The sequence below is a fragment of the Aequorivita marina genome (assembly GCF_031631895.2).
Classification (GTDB): Bacteria; Bacteroidota; Bacteroidia; order Flavobacteriales; family Flavobacteriaceae; genus Aequorivita; species Aequorivita marina.
In genome coordinates this window covers 115024-133913 of record NZ_JAVMBW020000003.1, presented here as the reverse complement: position 1 = coordinate 133913, position 18890 = coordinate 115024, and the positions used below count along the sequence as shown (strand labels likewise).

Sequence of the window (18890 nt, the reverse complement as noted above, 5' to 3'; positions counted from 1 at the left end):
ACATTATTTTATGAAAAAATTATTTATTCTCCTCCTGCTTCCAGTATTGTTTTATGCTTGTAAAAATAACAATGAAAGTGAAGCTTCTGAAAACACTCGCCTTAATAAAGATTATAAAAAAATAGCACAATTAGATTGGCTTTTGGGTACATGGATCAATGAGGCGGGAGAGGAGTTTTCGCAAGAAACTTGGTCTAAAGAAAATGACAGCACGTTTACCGGTTTCAGCTTTACAGAAGTAGAAGGCGAAACGGTTTTTGCCGAAACAATGGCCTTAGAAGAAAAGGGAACGCGTTTAATTTTAACCGTTGCTAATGCAAATAAAAAAGGCTCGGCGCCAGTGACATTTCAATTTAAAACTTCAGAAAATGATGCGTTTACTTTTGAAAATAAAAACCATGACTTCCCAAAGCGAATTGTTTATACTAACCCTAAAAAAGATTCGCTTCACGCGTGGATTGAAGGCCCGGTAAATAATAAGTCTAAAAAAATTGATTTTTATTTTTCAAAAAAACCTTAGGAATTATATGTTTCTGAGTCTAAGACGTCGGTAACCACGTAATAGCGCGGATCTTCAACTGAATCTTTTATAATGCTTTCAAATTCTGGGTTCCACTTTAAAAGTAATGCTTTACAGTCTGGGCTTAGGTGAGTAAGTCTAATTTCCTTGCCTAGGTCCATGTATTTGTTGGCGATGTTTCGCACTGCTTCTACCCCCGAATGGTCTGATATTTTAGATTCGATAAAGTCGATTTCTATTTTATCGGGATCGGTTGATGCTTCAAACTTACTGTTGAAAGTGGTAGTAGAACCAAAAAATAAGGGTCCCCAGATTTCATAAACCTTTGTACCGTCTTCTTTAACACGTTTTCGGGCGCGAATTCGAGTTGCGCTTTTCCAAGCAAACACAAGGGCACTCATGATAACGCCAACCAAAACGGCCACTGCAAGATCTTGCCAAACGGTTACGGCTGATACGGTTATTAATACAATAGCATCTGCTAGCGGTATTTTGTGTAAAATTCGGAAACTACTCCAGGCAAATGTTCCAATTACTACCATAAACATCACCCCAACCAGTGCAGCTATTGGTATTTGCTCAATTAATGGTGCGCCAAAAAGTATAAAACACAAGAGTGCAATGGCAGCTGTAGCGCCCGAAAGTCTGCCGCGACCCCCAGAACTCACGTTAATAATAGACTGCCCGATCATGGCACAGCCTCCCATTCCTCCAAAGAGTCCGTTAAGCATATTAGCGCCTCCTTGAGCTACACATTCACGATTTCCGCTACCTCGAGTCTCGGTCATTTCATCTATTAGGTTTAAGGTCATTAAAGATTCAATTAAACCAACTGCCGCAAGTAAAAATGCGGTTGAAAGTATTAAGTCCCAATGACCGCTTAAAGTGTCAATAAATCCAAATATCTGAGTTTGGAATACGGGTAGGGAGCCTTTTAAACCGCTACCGCCCCCGTCGCGAATAAAAGAACCAACGGTGCTTACATCAAGGCCTCCAAAAATGGTGATACAGGCTACAACTATAATGGCAATTAAGGCAGCGGGAAGTTTTTTGGTGAGCTTGGGCAAACCAAACATAATGGCCATGGTTACCCCAACCAAAGCCAGCATTATCCATAGATCCATGCCTGTGAGCCATTGTGGAACCGTGCCGCGACTTTCTTTAAAAAGACCGAGTTGAGAAAGAAAAATAACAATAGCCAAACCGTTTACAAAGCCCATCATTACCGGGTGGGGGATAAGCCTTACAAATTTACCCAGCTTAAACACGCCTGCCATTATTTGAATGGCACCAACAAACAAAAGCGTTATAAAAAGCCATTGCAGGCCAAGATACTCCACCGGTTCCGCCAAGGCTAGGCCTACTTCATTTCCTTTTTGTATTAAATGAACCATTACAACTGCCATTGCTCCAGTTGCCCCAGATATCATACCTGGGCGGCCACCGAAAAGAGCGGTTACAATACCCATAATAAAAGCACCGTATAACCCCACTAGTGGGTCAATACCGGCTACAAAGGCAAAGGCTACCGCTTCGGGCACTAAGGCCAAAGCAACGGTAAGACCAGATAAAATATCGTTTTTTGGGTTCTGGGTAAAGTTTTGGATTGTTTTAGTGAGCATTTTTGGTTGATTTTTTAAACGGCGGCAAATATAGTATTTTTTAAAATAGTTGAAAGATTATAAATTAAGAGCAATTCAAAGTAGGTTTTTGAGATAAAAAAGAACGTCTATATTGTCTGCTTAAATAAACATATCTCCTTGTTTTTTAGTTATTTGTGAAGCTTAATCAATAGGAATTTAGGTGGGATAGTAATTAAAACAGCTACCAATTTACTGTTTTCTTATTGGGGCTAGATGGACTTTTCACATAATCACAGTTTCCAATGCAAATTTGAATGTGGTTTTGCTGCTTTAGATTTATTCGGCCGTCTTGTTTTGTTCATGACGCTGGTTTTTAAATTGCCCTATTTCCTTAAAAATCTTCCAAGAATTAAATTTTAATATTGTAGTAGCGCAAAGCAGGCCCGATAGCATAGCTCCCGCAACTCCAACTAAAGTAATGTCTTGCCCCGTTAGGAACAAGCCTTTTATCTTTGTTTTAGGTCTTAAGAAGGAAAGTTTAAATCTTTCGGGGGAATGCGCTACGCCGTAGATTTCCCCGCTTTTATAATTGGTGAAATTTTTGGTAGATAGTGGGGTAGATACTTCTGAAGTGACGATACTTCCTTTAATCTGTGGGTAAAATTTATATAAAACACCTAACATTTGCGTTTCAAAATCATTTTTAAGCTTTTCGTATTCCTTGCCGCGTTTCATCCATTTAGACTTCTTATAGCTTTTAAACCATTCTATATTCCCAATAGAGATTGCTTGGATTGTGGTTGTGCCTGGGTTTTTGACTTCCCATTCAGGGTCTTTGGCAGAAGGGAACGAGATGTACGCAAAATTACTTGGGGCATTCTCAAGGTTTGCATTCTCAAAGATTTCATCTATATCGTCGTGTTTGTAAAACCACAAATTACTCTTTGGCAGGTTTAAAGCTTCGCTAGACTTGTTTAGCCCAAGGTATAGGCAGATGTGTGCGCTGGCAGGTGGGACATTTTTTAGATTGAAATTGCAGGTTTCGCGATCTGCTTCTGTAAGTAAATGATTAAAGGTGTTGTTTACCCCAACATTGCTAATTACACTTTTGCAGGGAATAAAGTTCTTGTTTATCTCTATTCCCGTAACGCGTTTCTTGTTGGTTACTATTTTATCTACTTCGGCATTAATGTATGTTTTACCGCCATGTGCGATAAAAACTTCAAGGGTTTTTTGGCAAATCTGGTCCGATCCTCCAACGGGGTAATATCCGCCTTCCATAAAATGGCCAATTACCATTGCATGGGCTGCAAAACTGCTGTTTTTAGGCGATAATCCGTAATTGCCGCATTGAGAGCAGAGCACGGCAATTAACCTTTTGTTGTTGGTAATCTTGTTTAAGACTTGCCACGTACTTCGCTTTGAAAAATTTGAATATCTTTTCTTGAAAATCCAACCAACCGCCTTGCTAAACCATGGCTCGAATACTTTTTCGAAAAAGAAACCACTGCCGCGTTTATTCGATTTTTCTATGAGTTTTAGGTAAGTGTCAATTGCCTTTTCTTCCGCTGGAAAATAAGTGATAAGTTGTTTTCTGAAGTTTTCCTTTCCCGCTTTAAAAATATACTCGGTGCCGCCAATATTCGCAACGTCATAAATACTGCCCATGGATTCCCACTCCAGTTTTCCATCGGTTAAAAAATCGAAAAAGCTCCGAAGGGAATTTCCCTTGGCCATATTGCCAACATAATGCACGCCAACATCCCATTGAAAGCCATCCTTCCGCTTAAAACTATGTGTAAAACCCCCGGGAACGTAATGCTGTTCAAAAATTGCAACCTTTTTTCCTGCCTTCGCAAGCCAAGTGGCAACCGTTAAACCACCCATTCCACTACCAACAACAATGTGCTCCAACCCAGAAAAGTCTAGGTTTGGCTTATAGGTTTGGTAGGGTTTTTTGGCCATTGTTTGTGTGTACGGAAAATTTTAAAGATGTAAATTAAACAAACTTAATAGACCAGCCTTCATTTTTGAAAATAAAAAACCGGTATCAGTGTTTACTGATCCGGTTTTGGTCTTGTGTGTAAAATTAAGACGTTCTGCTTAAAAGGTTTAAATCTTTATGCTTCCTGCGCCATTTATTTATATATCGTCAAACTTTACATCGGTAAACGAAGTGGTATCTGTACCTGCCGTTTGTTGGGTAGTTTCGGCAACGCTAGGCTGTTCGTCAGTTTCTTTTTTAAAATCTTTTTGGTGTCTTTCGCTTATTACTTCTTCGCCTTTCTCGTCAATAATATAGTCTATCATTTCGGCAAGGTTGTCTTTAAATTCGTGAAAATCTTCCTTGTAAAGATAGATTTTATGCTTTTTGTAATGATACGAGCCATCATCGTTTGTAAACTTCTTGCTTTCGGTAATAGTAAGGTAGTAATCTCCCGCCTTTGTTGATCTTACATCAAAAAAGTAGGTGCGTCTTCCAGCACGCATAACTTTTGAAAATATTTCTTCTTGCCCCATCACTTTGTGGTCACTCATAATTTCTATATTTTACTTAGGTTTCGCCAAAAATCCAAAAAAAATCCAAATAAGCCAAGGTAAAAATTACATTTCTTTTTCCAAAAGCTGTTTGGCATACAATTCCTTGTAGTAGCCCTCCGCATTTACCAATTGATTATGTGTTCCTTGCTGAATTATTTCGCCTTCATCTAATACAATTATTTTTGTGGCGTGTTTTGCTGAAGAGATTCTATGGCTAACAATCAGGGTAGTCTTGTCTTTAGATATTTTTTGTAGGTTGTTTAGTATTTCCTCTTCGGTTTCGGTATCTACTGCTGAAAGGCAGTCGTCAAACAATAAAATTTGTGGATCCTTAATAATGGCCCTAGCAATGGAAACTCTTTGTTTTTGTCCTCCGCTTAATGTTATTCCGCGTTCGCCCAGAACCGTGTCGTAGCCTTTTGAAAAACCAATTATATTTTCATGTACCACAGCGTTTTTTGCGGCTTCAATTACTTCTTCTTCTGTAGCTTTTTCTTTTCCAAACCGGATGTTGTTCCGAAGCGAATCGCTAAAGAGAAAAGCATCCTGCGGCACATAACCTATGCTTTCGCGCAAATCTTCTAAATTTAATTTTTTGATAGGGGTTGTATCAATATTCAGCATGCCCTCCTCAACGTCATAAAGCCGACCAATAAGCTCCAGAATCGTCGATTTTCCCGAACCGGTATTCCCTACAATCGCCAATGTTTCGCCAGGTTTCACAGAAAATGAAACTTTTTTAAGCGCCGTGATGCCCGTGTCGGGATAGGTGAAGCTCAAATCCTTAAATTCAATCTCACCTTTTACCGGAGTGTTTTCTTTTGTCAGGTTTTTAATTGCTGGCTGCGTCTGTAAAAATTCATTAATTCTTTTTTGCGAGGCTTCCGCTTGCTGTACCATGGAAGCCACAAAGCCTACAACCGCTACGGGCCAAGTGAGCATGTTTACATAAATCAAGAATTCAACGATGGTTCCAAATTCAGCTATCTGTCCGTTTATATATCGCGTACCTCCAATATAAACTACCAGGATGTTGCTCACACCAATCAATAACATCATTAACGGAAAGAATAAGGCCTGCACCTTTGCAAGGTCTACGTTCTTAGTTTTACTGCCCTCGGCAAGTTCTTCAAAATTGGCATTGGTTCTGATCTCAGTTCCATAGGCTTTTATCACGGCAATACCGCTAAAACTCTCTTGGGTAAACGTGGTGAGTTTAGATAGGTATTGTTGTACCACAGTAGTGCGTTTATTGATGAGTACACTTAGTTTATAAATGGCCACAGAAAGTATGGGCAATGGTGCAATAGCATAGAGGGTTAGGGTTGGGGCTTTGTAAAACATATAGCTAATAACCACAACAAAAAGTGTTACGGTGGTAATGCTGTACATTAATGCCGGGCCAACATACATTCGCACTTTAGAGACGTCTTCGCTAATCCTGTTCATTAAATCGCCTGTACGATTTTGTTTGTAAAAACCTAGAGAGAGCTGTTCGTAGTGTTTAAAAACCTCGTTTTTAAGGTCGTACTCTACATATCTTGACGCTACAATAAAGGTTTGCCGCATAATAAAGGTAAACAAGGCCGAAAGCAATGCTGCGCCTAATAATAAAAGAATGTTGATTAGTAATTCGTGCTTTACAAGGGCTAAGTCTGTTACTTGGTTACTTAGGTACTGTTTTATTATGGTTACGGAGTCCCCAATTTTCATAGGCACTACTAATTTAAACACCGTGGCGATAATAGTAATAAAAACACCGAGAAGCAGACGCCCTTTGTATTTTAAAAAATATTTATTTAGATATTTTAATTCTTTCATTTACAATATGTGTTTCACATTTTAAAATAGTAATAAGCAAGAAGCTTAAAAGATATTGTTTATTCAAAAAAATAAAGCAGCTGTTATGTTTAATTAAAATGGAGAAACGGGTTTTTTAAATTCTTAAATTAGTGGTCTTTACTTTGCGGGATTACTAACAAATGGCTATTTTTGCACCGTCTTTTTAGAAGATCAATAATATAATAAAATAGCTATGACATCAGAGGTAATCAATACGAGTGAACTACATAAAATAGATCCGGTTTTCGGTCAAATGTCTTTTGACAATCACGAGCAAATTGTTTTTTGCAACGACAAAGATACTGGATTAAAAGCAATAATTGGTATTCATAACACCGTTTTAGGGCCAGCTTTGGGTGGTACTAGAATGTGGAATTATGACAGCGAGTGGGAGGCCTTGAATGACGTGCTTCGTCTTTCGCGCGGTATGACGTATAAAAGTGCAATTACGGGCTTAAACCTCGGTGGTGGGAAAGCAGTTTTGATAGGAGATGCGAAAACTCAAAAAACACCCGAATTAATGCTGAAGTTTGGCGAATTTGTACATTCTCTTGGAGGAAAATATATTACAGCCGAAGATGTTGGAATGGCAACATCAGATATGGATTTGGTACGTACCGTTACCCCTTATGTAACTGGTATTTCTGAAGCGAAAGGTGGTAAAGGAAATCCATCGCCAATTACGGCTTATGGTGTTTTTATGGGAATGAAAGCAGCTGCTAAATACGCCTTTGAAAGCGATGTGCTTGAAGGAAAAGTTGTTTACGTGCAGGGAATCGGAAACGTAGGCGAAGGTTTGGTAGAAAACCTTACCAATGAAGGCGCAACAGTTTACATTTCTGATATCAACAGAGAGCGATTAGAAGAAGTGCGCGACAAATACAACGTTAATATTTATGAAGGAGACAATATTTATGCCGAAGAAATGGATATCTATGCTCCATGTGCTTTAGGTGCTACGCTTAATGATACTACCATTAGCCAGTTAAAAACAAAAGTGGTTGCAGGTGCAGCTAACAATCAACTGGCCGAGGAGAGCAAGCACGGACAAATGCTTCGGGAAAAGGGAATTGTTTATGCGCCCGACTTCCTTATAAATGCTGGTGGAATTATAAACGTGTATGCTGAACTTGAAAATTATGATCGAAAAGAGATTATTCGCAAGACAGAGAACATCTATAACACCACGCTTGAGATTCTTAAAAAAGCAGATTCAGACCAGATTACAAGCTACGCCGCTGCATATAATATAGCGCAAGCGAGAATTGACGCAAGAAAAAATAAAAAATAGGCTTCGTTTTTCTGAAAACACTATCTTTGCAGCGCACAGAAATTGTTCTGTGCGTTGTTTCTTTTAAAACCTGTTCTTTTAAAATTATATGCTTACAAGAAGACATATCCGCGTAAAAGTTTTACAATCAGTTTATGCCTATAAACAGACAGAAAATCCAAATATTGATATTCAGGAAAAGTTTTTGCACCACAGTATTGGGCAAATGCAGGACCTATACCTTTTAATGATACAATTGCTGCTTGCCGTTCAAGACCAAGCGGAGGTTTTTCTTACACGCTCTCAAAAGAAACATCTGGCAACAGCCAAGGAAAAAAACCCAAGTAGGACTTTTATTGACAATAAAGTATTGCAGATTATCACAGAAAACACTGCCTTTTCTGATGCTATAGAAAAAAGAAACCTCAATTATTGGGCTCTTGATGATGAATATCCTACCATAATTTTTAATGAACTGCGAGCTCTAGAATGGTATAAAACCTATCTTGACAAAAAAGAAACTACCTTCAAAGAAGATCGCGATTTTGTAGTTTCGGTTTTTAAGAAAGTAATTGCTCCTAATGATAAACTTTACGAGTACCTTGAAGACAAACGCCTAACCTGGATTGACGATTTCCCGTTGGTAAATACGGCTATTGTAAAAATGTTGGGCAAACTTTCAGAAGATAATGCTTCCGCTTTATTAACGCCTAGACTATATAAAAATGAAGAGGATCGGGAATATGCTCTTCAACTCTTTAGAAAGGTGATTTTAAATGAGGAAAAGCTCAATGAGCATATAGCCGGAAAGACGCCAAATTGGGATCAAGAACGGATTGCAGATTTAGATTTGATAATTCTTAAAATGGGTATAGCTGAGTTTCTGTACTTTCCATCCATTCCGGTTAGAGCAAGTATAAATGAGTACTTGGAAGTCTCAAAAGAATATTCAACTCCTAAAAGCAGTATTTTTGTCAATGGAATTTTAGACAAGATTGTAAAGGAGTTCTCCGAGACTGGAGAGCTTAATAAAATTGGGCGCGGACTTCAGTAAGAGTAAAATAATCCTTATTTTTGCCCTGCTAAAAACACAAAAAATCTTATTTATTATGAAAAAATCAATTTTACTAGTTGCTATTTTGTCTGTTTTCGCTTTCTCTTCTTGTAAAGATAATGCGGCAGATAAAGTAAATGAAGAAAACGTAGCTGCAGCGGCAGATCGCGATGCAGAATCCGGAAAGTTTCCAGTAATGACATTTGAAGAGGAACAGTTTGATTTTGGAACCATAGATAAAGGAACCAATGTAGAGCATGTTTTTAAGTTTAAAAATACAGGTGATGCTCCGCTTATGATTGTAAACGCAAAGAGTAGTTGCGGCTGTACTGTTCCAGAATATACCAAAGAGCCTGTTGCACCGGGTGAGTCTGGTGAAATGCTGGTAAAGTTTAATGGTAGTGGTCAAAACCAAGTTAGTAAAACGGTAACCATTACAGCAAACACTGAAAAAGGTGCTGAAACCTTAACAATTAAAGCTTTTGTGACTCCTAAAGGAGGTGCAGCAGCTCCAGTAAAATCTTAACTTCCTAAATTTTTAACTACTTAGGAATAAATTATTGCTATGGAACAAATTCAAAGTTTTTTACCTATTATATTATTGTTTGCAGTGATGTATCTTTTTTTGATACGTCCGCAAATGAAAAAAGCCAAACAAGAAAAACAATTTGCCGCCCAATTGAAAAAGGGTGACAAGGTTATTACAAATGGAGGGCTTCACGGAAAGGTTTTAGACCTTCATGATGACGGAACTTGCATCATTGAAAGCGGTGCCGGAAAGCAGAAGTTTGAACGAGCTGCAATCTCTATGGAGAAAACAGCAAAGCTAAACGCCCCGGCAAAAGAAAAGAAATAGTAAATTGTTCCTTTTTTTATAAAAACTCCCTCGCTATTTACTAGTTGAGGGAGTTTCTTTATGGATTGTATTTGAGATTTGTTTAGGCCTCTTCTTTCTTAAACTTTGAAAGATCCGTTGCAGTTATCTGTGCAATATTAACAATAACCTCCACTGCTTTTTGCATGCTCTCTACTGGCACGTACTCATACCTGCCATGAAAGTTATGGCCGCCGGCAAATATATTGGGACAAGGCAGCCCCATATAGCTTAGCTGCGAACCATCTGTTCCGCCGCGTATGGGTTTGATGATGGCTTCTATATTGGCGTCTTCCATAGCTTGTTTGGCAATTTTTACAATATGCATTACTGGCTCAATCTTCTCGCGCATATTAAAATATTGATCCTTGATTTCAACCGATACTACTTCGCCTTCATGTTGCTCGTTTAGCTCTGTTGCAAGCTGCTCCATCATTTCTTTACGCGCCTCAAATTGGTTTTTATCGTGGTCGCGAACAATATATTGGAGTTTCGTTTCGTCTACAGAACCTTCTATAGTATGAAGGTGGAAAAAGCCTTCGCGGCCTTCAGTATGTTCTGGAGTTTCAAGCCTAGGTAACGAATTGATAAAATCGGTAGCAATATAAACGCTGTTTACCATTTTTCCCTTTGCGGTACCCGGATGAACGATCTTTCCTTTAATGGTCACTACCGCTCCGGCAGCGTTAAAGTTTTCGTATTCTAATTCGCCCACTTGGCTGCCGTCCATGGTATAAGCCCATGCCGCGCCAAATTTTTCAACATCAAACTTATGAGCACCGCGACCAATTTCTTCATCTGGAGTAAAACCTACGCGAATTTTTCCGTGTTTAATTTCAGGATGCTGAATAAGGTATTCCATGGCTGAAACTATTTCGGTAATTCCAGCTTTATCATCGGCTCCTAAAAGTGTGGTGCCATCGGTTGTGATAAGGGTTTTGCCTTTATAAAGCAGGAGGTCTTCAAAATAATCTGGAGAGAGAATGATATTTTGTTCCTTGTTGAGGACAATATCCTTTCCGTCGTAATTTTCAATGATTTGTGGGTTTACGTTTGCACCCGTAAAATCTGGTGAGGTATCAAAATGCGAAACAAATCCAATTACAGGAACCTCATGCGAAACATTTGCGGGCAAAGTTGCCATAATATAGGCGTTTTCGTCAATGCTAACATCTTCCATGCCTATTTCCTTTAACTCTTCCGCAAGCTTGTTGGCAAGATTCCATTGTTTTTCAGTACTTGGCGTAGTATCGCTATTTGGGTCACTTTCCGTGTCAATGGTAATGTAGCCTTTAAAGCGATCAATAATGTGTTGTTTTTCAATCATAATTTATGGTAATCGTTTTTCTGTTTCTGGTGTTTGTTTGTAATTATTTCAAAAGGTCGGTGCATACACTGTCAACTTTTACCTAGCCTATTATAAGTCTTGATTAATCGGTTTTCTGTATTCGCAATTTTAAACGTGTTTTCAGTCTTCAAGTGTGCATCCGCTTTATACGTAGTAATTTACAAGTTTTAAAGTTGGATGTTTTGTGCTTTTTTAAATAGGATTCGCAATTTAATTTGCTCTTCAAAGTTACTAAATATTTAAAGCATTATGTATTCCGAAAGAAGATAATATTTAATGTAATTCCGTAGAAATTCATGCCTTTAGTGGTACTTTTGCCAAATATCTTTCAGCTATGTACAAAAACATTATCCGCCCAATATTCTTCAGTTTTGATCCTGAAAAGATTCATTATTTCACATTTTCATTGCTTCGGTTTTTCAAAAAAATTGGAATGGCTGGAGCTTTTCGACGTATTTACAAAGTTGAAAACCCGAAATTGGAACGCGAGCTTTTTGGATTAAAATTTCCAAACCCTGTTGGTCTTGCAGCTGGTTTTGATAAAGATGCCAAGTTATATAAGGAGCTTTCTAATCTGGGTTTCGGTTTTATTGAAATAGGTACCGTAACGCCAAAACCACAAGCCGGAAATGAAAAGCCGCGATTGTTCCGTTTAAAAGAAGATTCGGCGATTATCAATAGAATGGGGTTTAACAACGGAGGGGTAAAAGAAGCTGTTGAAAGATTAAAGAAGAATGCCAAAATTGGTAATAAAGGACGGGTTTTAATTGGTGGAAACATTGGGAAAAACAAAGTGACTCCAAATGAAGATGCGGTTAATGATTATATAACTTGCTTTGAGGCACTTTTTGACTGCGTAGATTATTTTGTGGTAAACGTAAGTTCTCCAAACACACCAAATCTAAGGGCTTTACAGGAAAAGAAACCATTGACAGATTTGCTGAAAACACTTCAAGATAAAAATGATTTAAAAGAAAAACGAAAGCCAATACTTCTAAAAATTGCCCCCGATTTAACCGATGAACAACTTGTAGACATTATAGAGATTGTTCAAACCACAAAAATTGATGGGGTTATTGCTACCAATACAACCATTTCACGCGAAGGTATTTCTTCAGAAAACAAGAAGGAAATGGGTGGTTTAAGCGGAAAACCCTTGACTAAAAGAGCTACTGAGGTTATTCGTTTTCTTTCGGAAAAAAGCAATAAAGCCTTTCCAATTATTGGCGTTGGCGGAATACATTCTGGCGAAGATGCTTTAGAAAAACTCAATGCCGGCGCAAGTTTGGTACAGCTTTACACTGGTTTTGTATATGAAGGTCCAGGGTTAATTCGTGATATAAACAAGGCAATTTTGAATAGCGAGGTATAACAATAAGGTAACGAAAAATCTGGAACATTCAATTTCATTTAGAGCTTCTCCCGCCTCAAGTCTCAGACCTAACTAACATTCCAGCATGATTGAAACCTTAATTTCTTTCTCAATTGCAACCCTCGCGCTGGCCATCTCTCCTGGGCCGGATAACATCTATGTGCTTACTCAATCTTTGGCCAATGGCACCAAAAGTGGCATTGCTACTACCGCCGGATTAATTAGCGGTTGCATTGTTCACACTACGCTTTTGGCGTTTGGGATTTCTGCAATTATTACGGCTTCAGACCAACTTTTTTACGCTATAAAAGTTTTGGGTGCTTGCTATTTATTGTATTTGGCATACACCGTGTATAAAAGTGATGAACATGTTTCACTGACAGAAAACGCACCAAGGAAGTCTTATTTAAAACTTTTTAAAACCGGTGTGATCATGAACTTAGTTAACCCGAAAGTGATGATCTTCTTTTTAGCATTTTTTCCTGGTTTTCTTTGGGATAAAGACGGAAACACTGTCGTTCAATTTTATGTTTTGGGCATAACCTTTATGACTGTTTCCTTTCTTACTTTTAGCGCCATCGCATTGGCTGCGGGTAGAATTTCGACTTTACTTTTAGAATGGAAGAATATGGGCCTTGTTTTAAAATGGCTTCAAATATTAGTTTTTGTTGGGATTGCAGTTTTTATATTGCTGCCGTAGCTTTTTGTTATTTTTTAAAATCGAAATATTTCTGCCTGCGTAGGAATTGCTATCTTTGAACCGATGCAACACGTAAAAATAATAGAATGTCCTCGAGATGCCATGCAAGGCATTAAGGACTGGATTCCGACCTCAGAAAAAGTAAAATATATTCAGGCCTTATTGCGCTGTGGATTTGATACCATAGATTTTGGCAGCTTTGTTTCTCCAAAAGCAATTCCACAGATGAAAGACACGGCTCAAGTGCTTTCGGAGCTAGATCTTTCGGGAACCGATAGCAAATTGCTGGCCATAATTGCCAATGTGCGCGGCGCCGAAGATGCTGTAAAACACCCTGAGATTGATTATTTGGGGTATCCTTTTTCTATTTCTGAAAACTTTCAGATGCGAAACACTCATAAAACAATTGAAGAGTCCTTGGTGATACTTCAGCAGGTATTAAACCTAGCCCATAAAAATAATAAAGAAGTAGTAGCCTATCTTTCTATGGGGTTTGGCAATCCATATGGAGATCCATGGAGTGTTGAAATAGTAGGGGAGTGGACCGAGAAGCTTTCTGCAATGGGGGTGAAAATACTTTCTTTGAGTGATACCGTTGGTACATCAACGCCTGATATTATTTCATATTTATTTAGTAACTTGATCCCTAAATATCCCCATATCGAATTTGGTGCGCATTTACACACCACTCCAAGTGCGTGGCACGAAAAAGTAGATGCAGCTTATAAAGCGGGCTGCAGAAGGTTTGACGGCGCCATACAAGGTTTTGGAGGTTGTCCGATGGCAAAAGATGAATTAACGGGAAATATGCCTACAGAAAAAATGCTCAGCTATTTTACAGCTGGGAAAATTTCATGCAATATAGACCCGATGTCCTTTGAGAGCGCGCACAACGAAGCAACAAAGATTTTTACTAAATATCATTAAATGAAAAATTTTTTACTTTTAGTTTTAGCGGGTTATTTTTTAACGGGTTGCGAAATACTTAAAATTGCACCGGAAGATCCAGTAAAAGGAGCTGGCGTAGTTACGCTCAAGTTTGTCCAGATGAACGACGTGTATGAAATTGCACCTTTAAATGGCGGCGAATATGGCGGGCTGGCACGGGTTGCCCATATTCGTGATTCTATCAAAGCCAAATATCCAAACACTTATTTGTTTCTGGCAGGCGATTTTCTAAACCCCTCCTTATTGGGTACCTTAAAAGTTGATGGCGAACGCGTAAATGGCAAGCAAATGATTGATGTGCTCAACGCGATGGAAATTGACTTGGTTACTTTCGGAAACCACGAATTTGACCTTAGTGAAGAAGATTTGCAAAAACGATTAAACGAGTCAAAATTTACATGGACCTCGGCAAACGTGCGTCATGTAACGGAAGATGGAAATGTGGAACCTTTTAGCACAAAATGGGACTACTCCAGTGTTCCTACCTCAGACTATTCTACCTTTGATGCTATGGATGCAGATGGAAATAAAATGAAGTTTGGTGTTTTTGGAGTTACCCTACCTAGCAACCCAAAAGAATACGTTTATTATGGCGATATTTATGATAATGCCAAACGCGCCTATGACCTTGCCATCCAAAAATCTGATTTTGTTGTGGGCCTAACCCACGTTGCCATTGACCAAGATATAGAGATTGCGAAACGAATTAGAACCTTACCACTAATCATGGGAGGGCACGAGCATTTTAATATGCTTGAAAAAGAAGGTAGAACGCTAATTGCAAAAGCAGACGCCAATGCAAAAAGTATTTATATCCATAGCATTATTTACGACTTGCGAACCAAGCACTTGTATATTGATTCGGAAGTAATGATGGTTACAGATAAAATAGCGTCTTCAGCAAAAGTGGAGCGTGTGGTCAACAAATGGACAGACCTACTTGATCAAGAGCTTAAGGAAGTAATTGACGACCCCAATGCCGTTATTTACACTGCAAAAATACCTTTAGACGGAACCGATAAAGCAAGCCGTAGCAAACAAACCAATTTAGGTGAGCTCATTGCACGCTCTATGGCATATTCATATCAAGACAAGGTAGCTGGAGCTATAGTAAATGGCGGCTCTATTAGGATAGATGACCGTTTGGTTGGCGATTTAACTAGTACCGATATTTTTAGAATTCTGCCTTTTGGAGGGAGTGTATTAAAAGTTGATTTAAAGGGTAGCCTCTTAAAAAAGGTTTTAGATTACGGACAAGCAAGTAGTGGAGAAGGAGCTTACTTACAGCGTTACAACATTTCTCGAGCCCAAGGTGGTACGTGGAAAATGAATGGTAAAATTATTCGTGATAAAAAAACCTATAAAATTGCGATTAGCGACTTCTTGCTAAAAGGTCTCGATATTCCTTTTCTAACTCCCGAAAACCCAGAAGTTAAAAAAGTATATAAACCCGTAGAAAAGGAAACCGCTGGGGATATCAGAAAAGCCATTATTGCTTATCTAAGTTCGCTTAAATAATACAGAAGGACGTTAAAAAACTACATAAGCCCTTAGCTTGTATTTCTCTCATATTACCCCAAAGTGAATTGAAACTGTTGTTTTGTTCTGAACATCATGTGTTTTCCTGTTGCCACGGACTTTAGCCTAATTCAATTTAGAACTAAAAAAGGTAGCCGTGTCCGACTAAGGCTTAAGGTCGCTACGTAAAAGGCGTAATACTTGATTTCGAATAGATTGATAATTAGGCTTTGTTGATTAAGCCAACTCTTTTGTATTAAACCCAAGTTGTCATTTCAATAGCGTGATGTAATTAACAAAAAAGCTTCAATAGCCTAATAGTAGCGCACAGATAATTGATTTTTATTGGTGGATTTAGCCTTTGGAATAGAGGCAACCTAAAACTGGAAAATAGTCTAATACTTAAGTTTTGTTTTTCCTTCAAATACTACTTTAAAATAGATTGAAATCAAGAAATTTGAAAACTCGCTTAAAATTATCCTACTCAAGGATAGCTCTAATTCAATAATTATTCTTTATTTTGCGCTTCCGAAATTAACGGGTATAATGGATTCTAAAAAACAACTTGGCAAAAACATAGCCGCATTATTGCTCTTTGCAGCTTTAATGTTACCTACTGCCATACAGTTTTTCCATATGTTCGAGGGGCATGAGCACATTGCTTGTAATGAGAATAGTACTCATATGCATGAAACAGTTGTGAAATGTGATATTTATCATTTTCATTCAACATCGTTCAACTACGACATACTTAAGTACCCAGACTTTTCACTACCAACAATCCCTACAAAAACTGAAGTAAGCTTTGCTTCTCTTCAGTTTCACTCCTTTGTAATAACCAATACCCAGCTTCGCGCACCACCATTCTATTCTTAATTATAAAACACTATTTATTATGTTAATTAAGAATTTATATGCGCAAGTATGCACTATTGATACTGCTATTGAGCGGTATTACGTCTATTTCACAAAATTGTAACAACACACTTTCTGGTACAGTAACAGACCTTCACGACGGCTCTTTATTAGTTGGCGCAACACTTATTGTTGCAGGTTCTGGACAAGCTGTGGTTACAAACCTTGACGGGGAATTTACAATTTCAAATCTCTGTAACAACACCTATAATATACAGGTTTCACATCCAAATTGCTTGACCAATGGCTTTGCCGTTAAAGTATCTGGAAACACGACCAAAAACTTTAAGCTCGAACACCATTTGGAGGAGCTTAACGAAATTATCGTTTCGGGAAAGACCTATGCGAATAAGTCTGAAACAATGGTCGAAAACACCATCTCAAAAGATGAATTAGAACGCTTTAGCAGCGGTACGCTAGGCGATGCACTCAACAGTTTGAGCGGTGTTTCTTCCCTTAATACAGGTAATACTGTAGTTAAGCCAATGATTAACGGACTTCACAGTAGTCGGGTTGTTATCATCAACAATGGAGTCCGAATGGAGGACCAAGAATGGGGTTCGGAACACGCCCCAAATGTTGATGTGAATACCGCCGGAAACCTTACTTTAATAAAAGGAGCTGGAGCACTACAGTACAGTGGAGATGCTGTGGGTGGTGTTATTGTGGCAGAGGCTTCAAAAGTTCCTGTTAAAGATAGCCTTTATGGTAAGACGCTATTTACGGGGGTAAGTAACGGCCGCGGTGCTTCCCTTACTACCCAATTGACCAAAAGTTATCAAAACGGTTGGTATGCAGCCTTGCAAGGAACCTTAAAACGCTTTGGTGATTTTGAAGCGCCGGATTATGTATTGAGCAACACAGGTAGTTTTGAACGCAATGCTTCGTTGCGCGTAGGTCTTAATCAATTTGATTACGGGTTCGAGGCGTACTACTCCCTTTTTAAAAATGAAATTGGCATATTAAGGGCATCGCACTTAGGGGGTGCTCAAGACCAAATTAGAGCAATAAATAGCGATAAGCCTTTATTAATAGATGACTTTACCTACAATATCATTGCGCCAAAACAAGATGTTACGCATCATTTGGCACGGATAAAAGGGTTTAAAAAGTTTGATGGCTTTGGAAAATTGAGCCTACAATATGACTTTCAGCAGAACAAACGTTTGGAATTTGATATCAGGCGAGGTTCAGATAAAGGCAAGGCTTCGTTAGACTTGAAATTAGACACTCACACTTTAATGCTCGATTTGGACTCGAAATTAACTGATGCAACGGGTCTAAAATCTGGTTTAAAAGTAAGTTATCAAAACAATTTTGCAGACCCTAATACCGGAGTACGTAGGTTGATACCTGATTATGACAAATATGATCTAGGTATATATGCCGTAGCTGATTTTCGGTTAAATGATAAGCTACTCTTTGAAGCAGGCGGGCGTTTTGATTATACCTATATGGACGCTTTTAAATTTTACCGTACCTCGTTGTGGGAATCTCGTGATTATGATGTTCTCTTTCCTGAAATTGTGGTTGAGGAATTTGATAATCAGATTTTGACCAATCCGCAACTTAATTTTTACAACGCTTCGGCAACCTTGGGAGCTACATACTCTTTTAGCGATTTATATACTTTATATTTCAACTATTCATTAGCATCTCGTGCCCCTAACCCTTCTGAACTTTTTAGTGAAGGGTTACACCATTCGGCTTCCCGAATTGAGTTGGGCGACTTGCGTTTTAAATCAGAAATAGGGCATAAAATAGCATTGACATTTCAACGAGCGAATAAAAACTTGAGTTTCTCAGTGAGTCCTTTTATAAATGTCATTAATGACTTTATTGTTATTGAACCCACAGAAATTCAGCAAACGGTACGTGGTAATTTCCAAGTTTGGGAATACAGACAAACCAACGCCCAACTTTTGGGGGTAGATATAGATGCTTCCTATTCCTTTACTAAGAACTTTCGTTTTAACCAACAGTTTTCACTAGTAAAAGGTTACGATCGCACAAGAGATGAGCCCTTAATAAGTATGCCACCGGTTAATACGAAAAACGAAATTGTATATCAAAACCCCAAATTCAACAATATTCGCCTTGCTTTACAAAGTGAGTATGTGTTTCGCCAAAACGAATTTCCAAATAGCAATTTTGAAGTGTTTATTCCGGAGACAGAAACCACCGAAATTGTAGATGTGAGCACACCGCCAGATGCGTATCATTTATTAAACTTTAACTCGAGTATCGATTTTAAGGCAACAGCAAAATCGACACTTACAGTAGGTTTTGGAGTTACCAACCTATTAAATACATCCTATAGAAATTACCTAAATCGCCTGCGCTATTATGCAGACGATTTAGGCAGAAATTTTTTATTAAACCTTAAACTTAATTATTAAAATCAA

At 38.4% G+C, this 18890-nt stretch carries 16 protein-coding genes; 11 read left to right on the top strand and 5 right to left on the bottom strand.

What is annotated here, in order from left to right; genetic code table 11:
* The first annotated feature begins 10 nt into the window (after nt 1-10).
* On the top strand, nt 11-520 hold the full coding sequence (locus QPK98_RS06360) for a DUF6265 family protein (RefSeq protein WP_310992253.1): 510 nt from the start codon (nt 11-13) through the stop codon (nt 518-520).
* Here QPK98_RS06360 and QPK98_RS06355 read toward each other — a convergent pair.
* From QPK98_RS06355 to QPK98_RS06340, 4 genes are all read right to left on the bottom strand, one after another.
* Complete coding sequence (locus tag QPK98_RS06355; RefSeq protein ID WP_310992252.1) at nt 517-2142, bottom strand: SulP family inorganic anion transporter; 1626 nt, start codon at nt 2140-2142, stop codon at nt 517-519. The genes QPK98_RS06360 and QPK98_RS06355 overlap by 4 nt on opposite strands.
* A 297-nt stretch (nt 2143-2439) precedes the next feature.
* Nucleotides 2440-4068 (bottom strand): phytoene desaturase family protein, encoded by a 1629-nt coding sequence (locus tag QPK98_RS06350; protein ID WP_310992251.1) that lies wholly within the window; start codon nt 4066-4068, stop codon nt 2440-2442.
* A gap of 177 nt (nt 4069-4245) precedes the next feature.
* Nucleotides 4246-4641 carry a PUR family DNA/RNA-binding protein gene (locus QPK98_RS06345; RefSeq protein WP_310992250.1) on the bottom strand — a complete coding sequence of 132 codons (396 nt, stop codon included), beginning with the start codon at nt 4639-4641 and terminating at the stop codon, nt 4246-4248.
* 66 nt (nt 4642-4707) lie between these two features.
* Nucleotides 4708-6465 carry an ABC transporter ATP-binding protein gene (locus tag QPK98_RS06340; protein ID WP_310992249.1) on the bottom strand — a complete coding sequence of 586 codons (1758 nt, stop codon included), beginning with the start codon at nt 6463-6465 and terminating at the stop codon, nt 4708-4710.
* Nucleotides 6466-6679: 214 nt separating this feature from the next.
* Here QPK98_RS06340 and QPK98_RS06335 point away from each other — a divergent pair, with 214 nt between their 5' ends.
* The 4 genes from QPK98_RS06335 (at nt 6680) to yajC (ending at nt 9666) form a co-directional block, all read left to right on the top strand.
* On the top strand, nt 6680-7777 hold the full coding sequence (locus QPK98_RS06335; protein ID WP_310992248.1) for a Glu/Leu/Phe/Val family dehydrogenase: 1098 nt from the start codon (nt 6680-6682) through the stop codon (nt 7775-7777).
* Nucleotides 7778-7865: 88 nt separating this feature from the next.
* Nucleotides 7866-8810, top strand: coding sequence for a transcription antitermination factor NusB (gene nusB / locus QPK98_RS06330; protein WP_310992247.1), 945 nt, complete (start codon nt 7866-7868; stop codon nt 8808-8810).
* A gap of 55 nt (nt 8811-8865) precedes the next feature.
* On the top strand, nt 8866-9336 hold the full coding sequence (locus QPK98_RS06325; protein WP_310992246.1) for a DUF1573 domain-containing protein: 471 nt from the start codon (nt 8866-8868) through the stop codon (nt 9334-9336).
* A gap of 39 nt (nt 9337-9375) precedes the next feature.
* Nucleotides 9376-9666, top strand: coding sequence for a preprotein translocase subunit YajC (gene yajC / locus QPK98_RS06320; protein WP_310992245.1), 291 nt, complete (start codon nt 9376-9378; stop codon nt 9664-9666).
* A gap of 82 nt (nt 9667-9748) precedes the next feature.
* Here yajC and pepT read toward each other — a convergent pair whose 3' ends face one another.
* Nucleotides 9749-11011: a peptidase T gene (gene pepT / locus QPK98_RS06315; protein ID WP_310992244.1), complete on the bottom strand. Its 1263-nt coding sequence runs from the start codon at nt 11009-11011 to the stop codon at nt 9749-9751.
* Between the two features lie 355 nt (nt 11012-11366).
* On the opposite strand from pepT, the gene QPK98_RS06310 reads away from it, so the two are divergent.
* The 6 genes from QPK98_RS06310 (at nt 11367) to QPK98_RS06285 (ending at nt 18884) form a co-directional block, all read left to right on the top strand.
* Nucleotides 11367-12404 carry a quinone-dependent dihydroorotate dehydrogenase gene (locus QPK98_RS06310; protein WP_310992243.1) on the top strand — a complete coding sequence of 346 codons (1038 nt, stop codon included), beginning with the start codon at nt 11367-11369 and terminating at the stop codon, nt 12402-12404.
* Nucleotides 12405-12489: 85 nt separating this feature from the next.
* Nucleotides 12490-13104 carry a LysE family translocator gene (locus QPK98_RS06305; protein WP_310992242.1) on the top strand — a complete coding sequence of 205 codons (615 nt, stop codon included), beginning with the start codon at nt 12490-12492 and terminating at the stop codon, nt 13102-13104.
* A 63-nt stretch (nt 13105-13167) separates the two neighbouring features.
* Nucleotides 13168-14031 carry a hydroxymethylglutaryl-CoA lyase gene (locus QPK98_RS06300; protein WP_310992241.1) on the top strand — a complete coding sequence of 288 codons (864 nt, stop codon included), beginning with the start codon at nt 13168-13170 and terminating at the stop codon, nt 14029-14031.
* Nucleotides 14032-15570 carry a bifunctional metallophosphatase/5'-nucleotidase gene (locus QPK98_RS06295; protein WP_310992240.1) on the top strand — a complete coding sequence of 513 codons (1539 nt, stop codon included), beginning with the start codon at nt 14032-14034 and terminating at the stop codon, nt 15568-15570.
* 546 nt (nt 15571-16116) lie between these two features.
* The gene (locus QPK98_RS06290; RefSeq protein WP_310992239.1) at nt 16117-16446 is read left to right on the top strand and encodes a hypothetical protein; all 330 of its coding nucleotides are present in this window, start codon (nt 16117-16119) and stop codon (nt 16444-16446) included.
* A gap of 38 nt (nt 16447-16484) precedes the next feature.
* Nucleotides 16485-18884: a TonB-dependent receptor gene (locus QPK98_RS06285; RefSeq protein WP_310992238.1), complete on the top strand. Its 2400-nt coding sequence runs from the start codon at nt 16485-16487 to the stop codon at nt 18882-18884.
* Nucleotides 18885-18890: the final 6 nt, after the last annotated feature.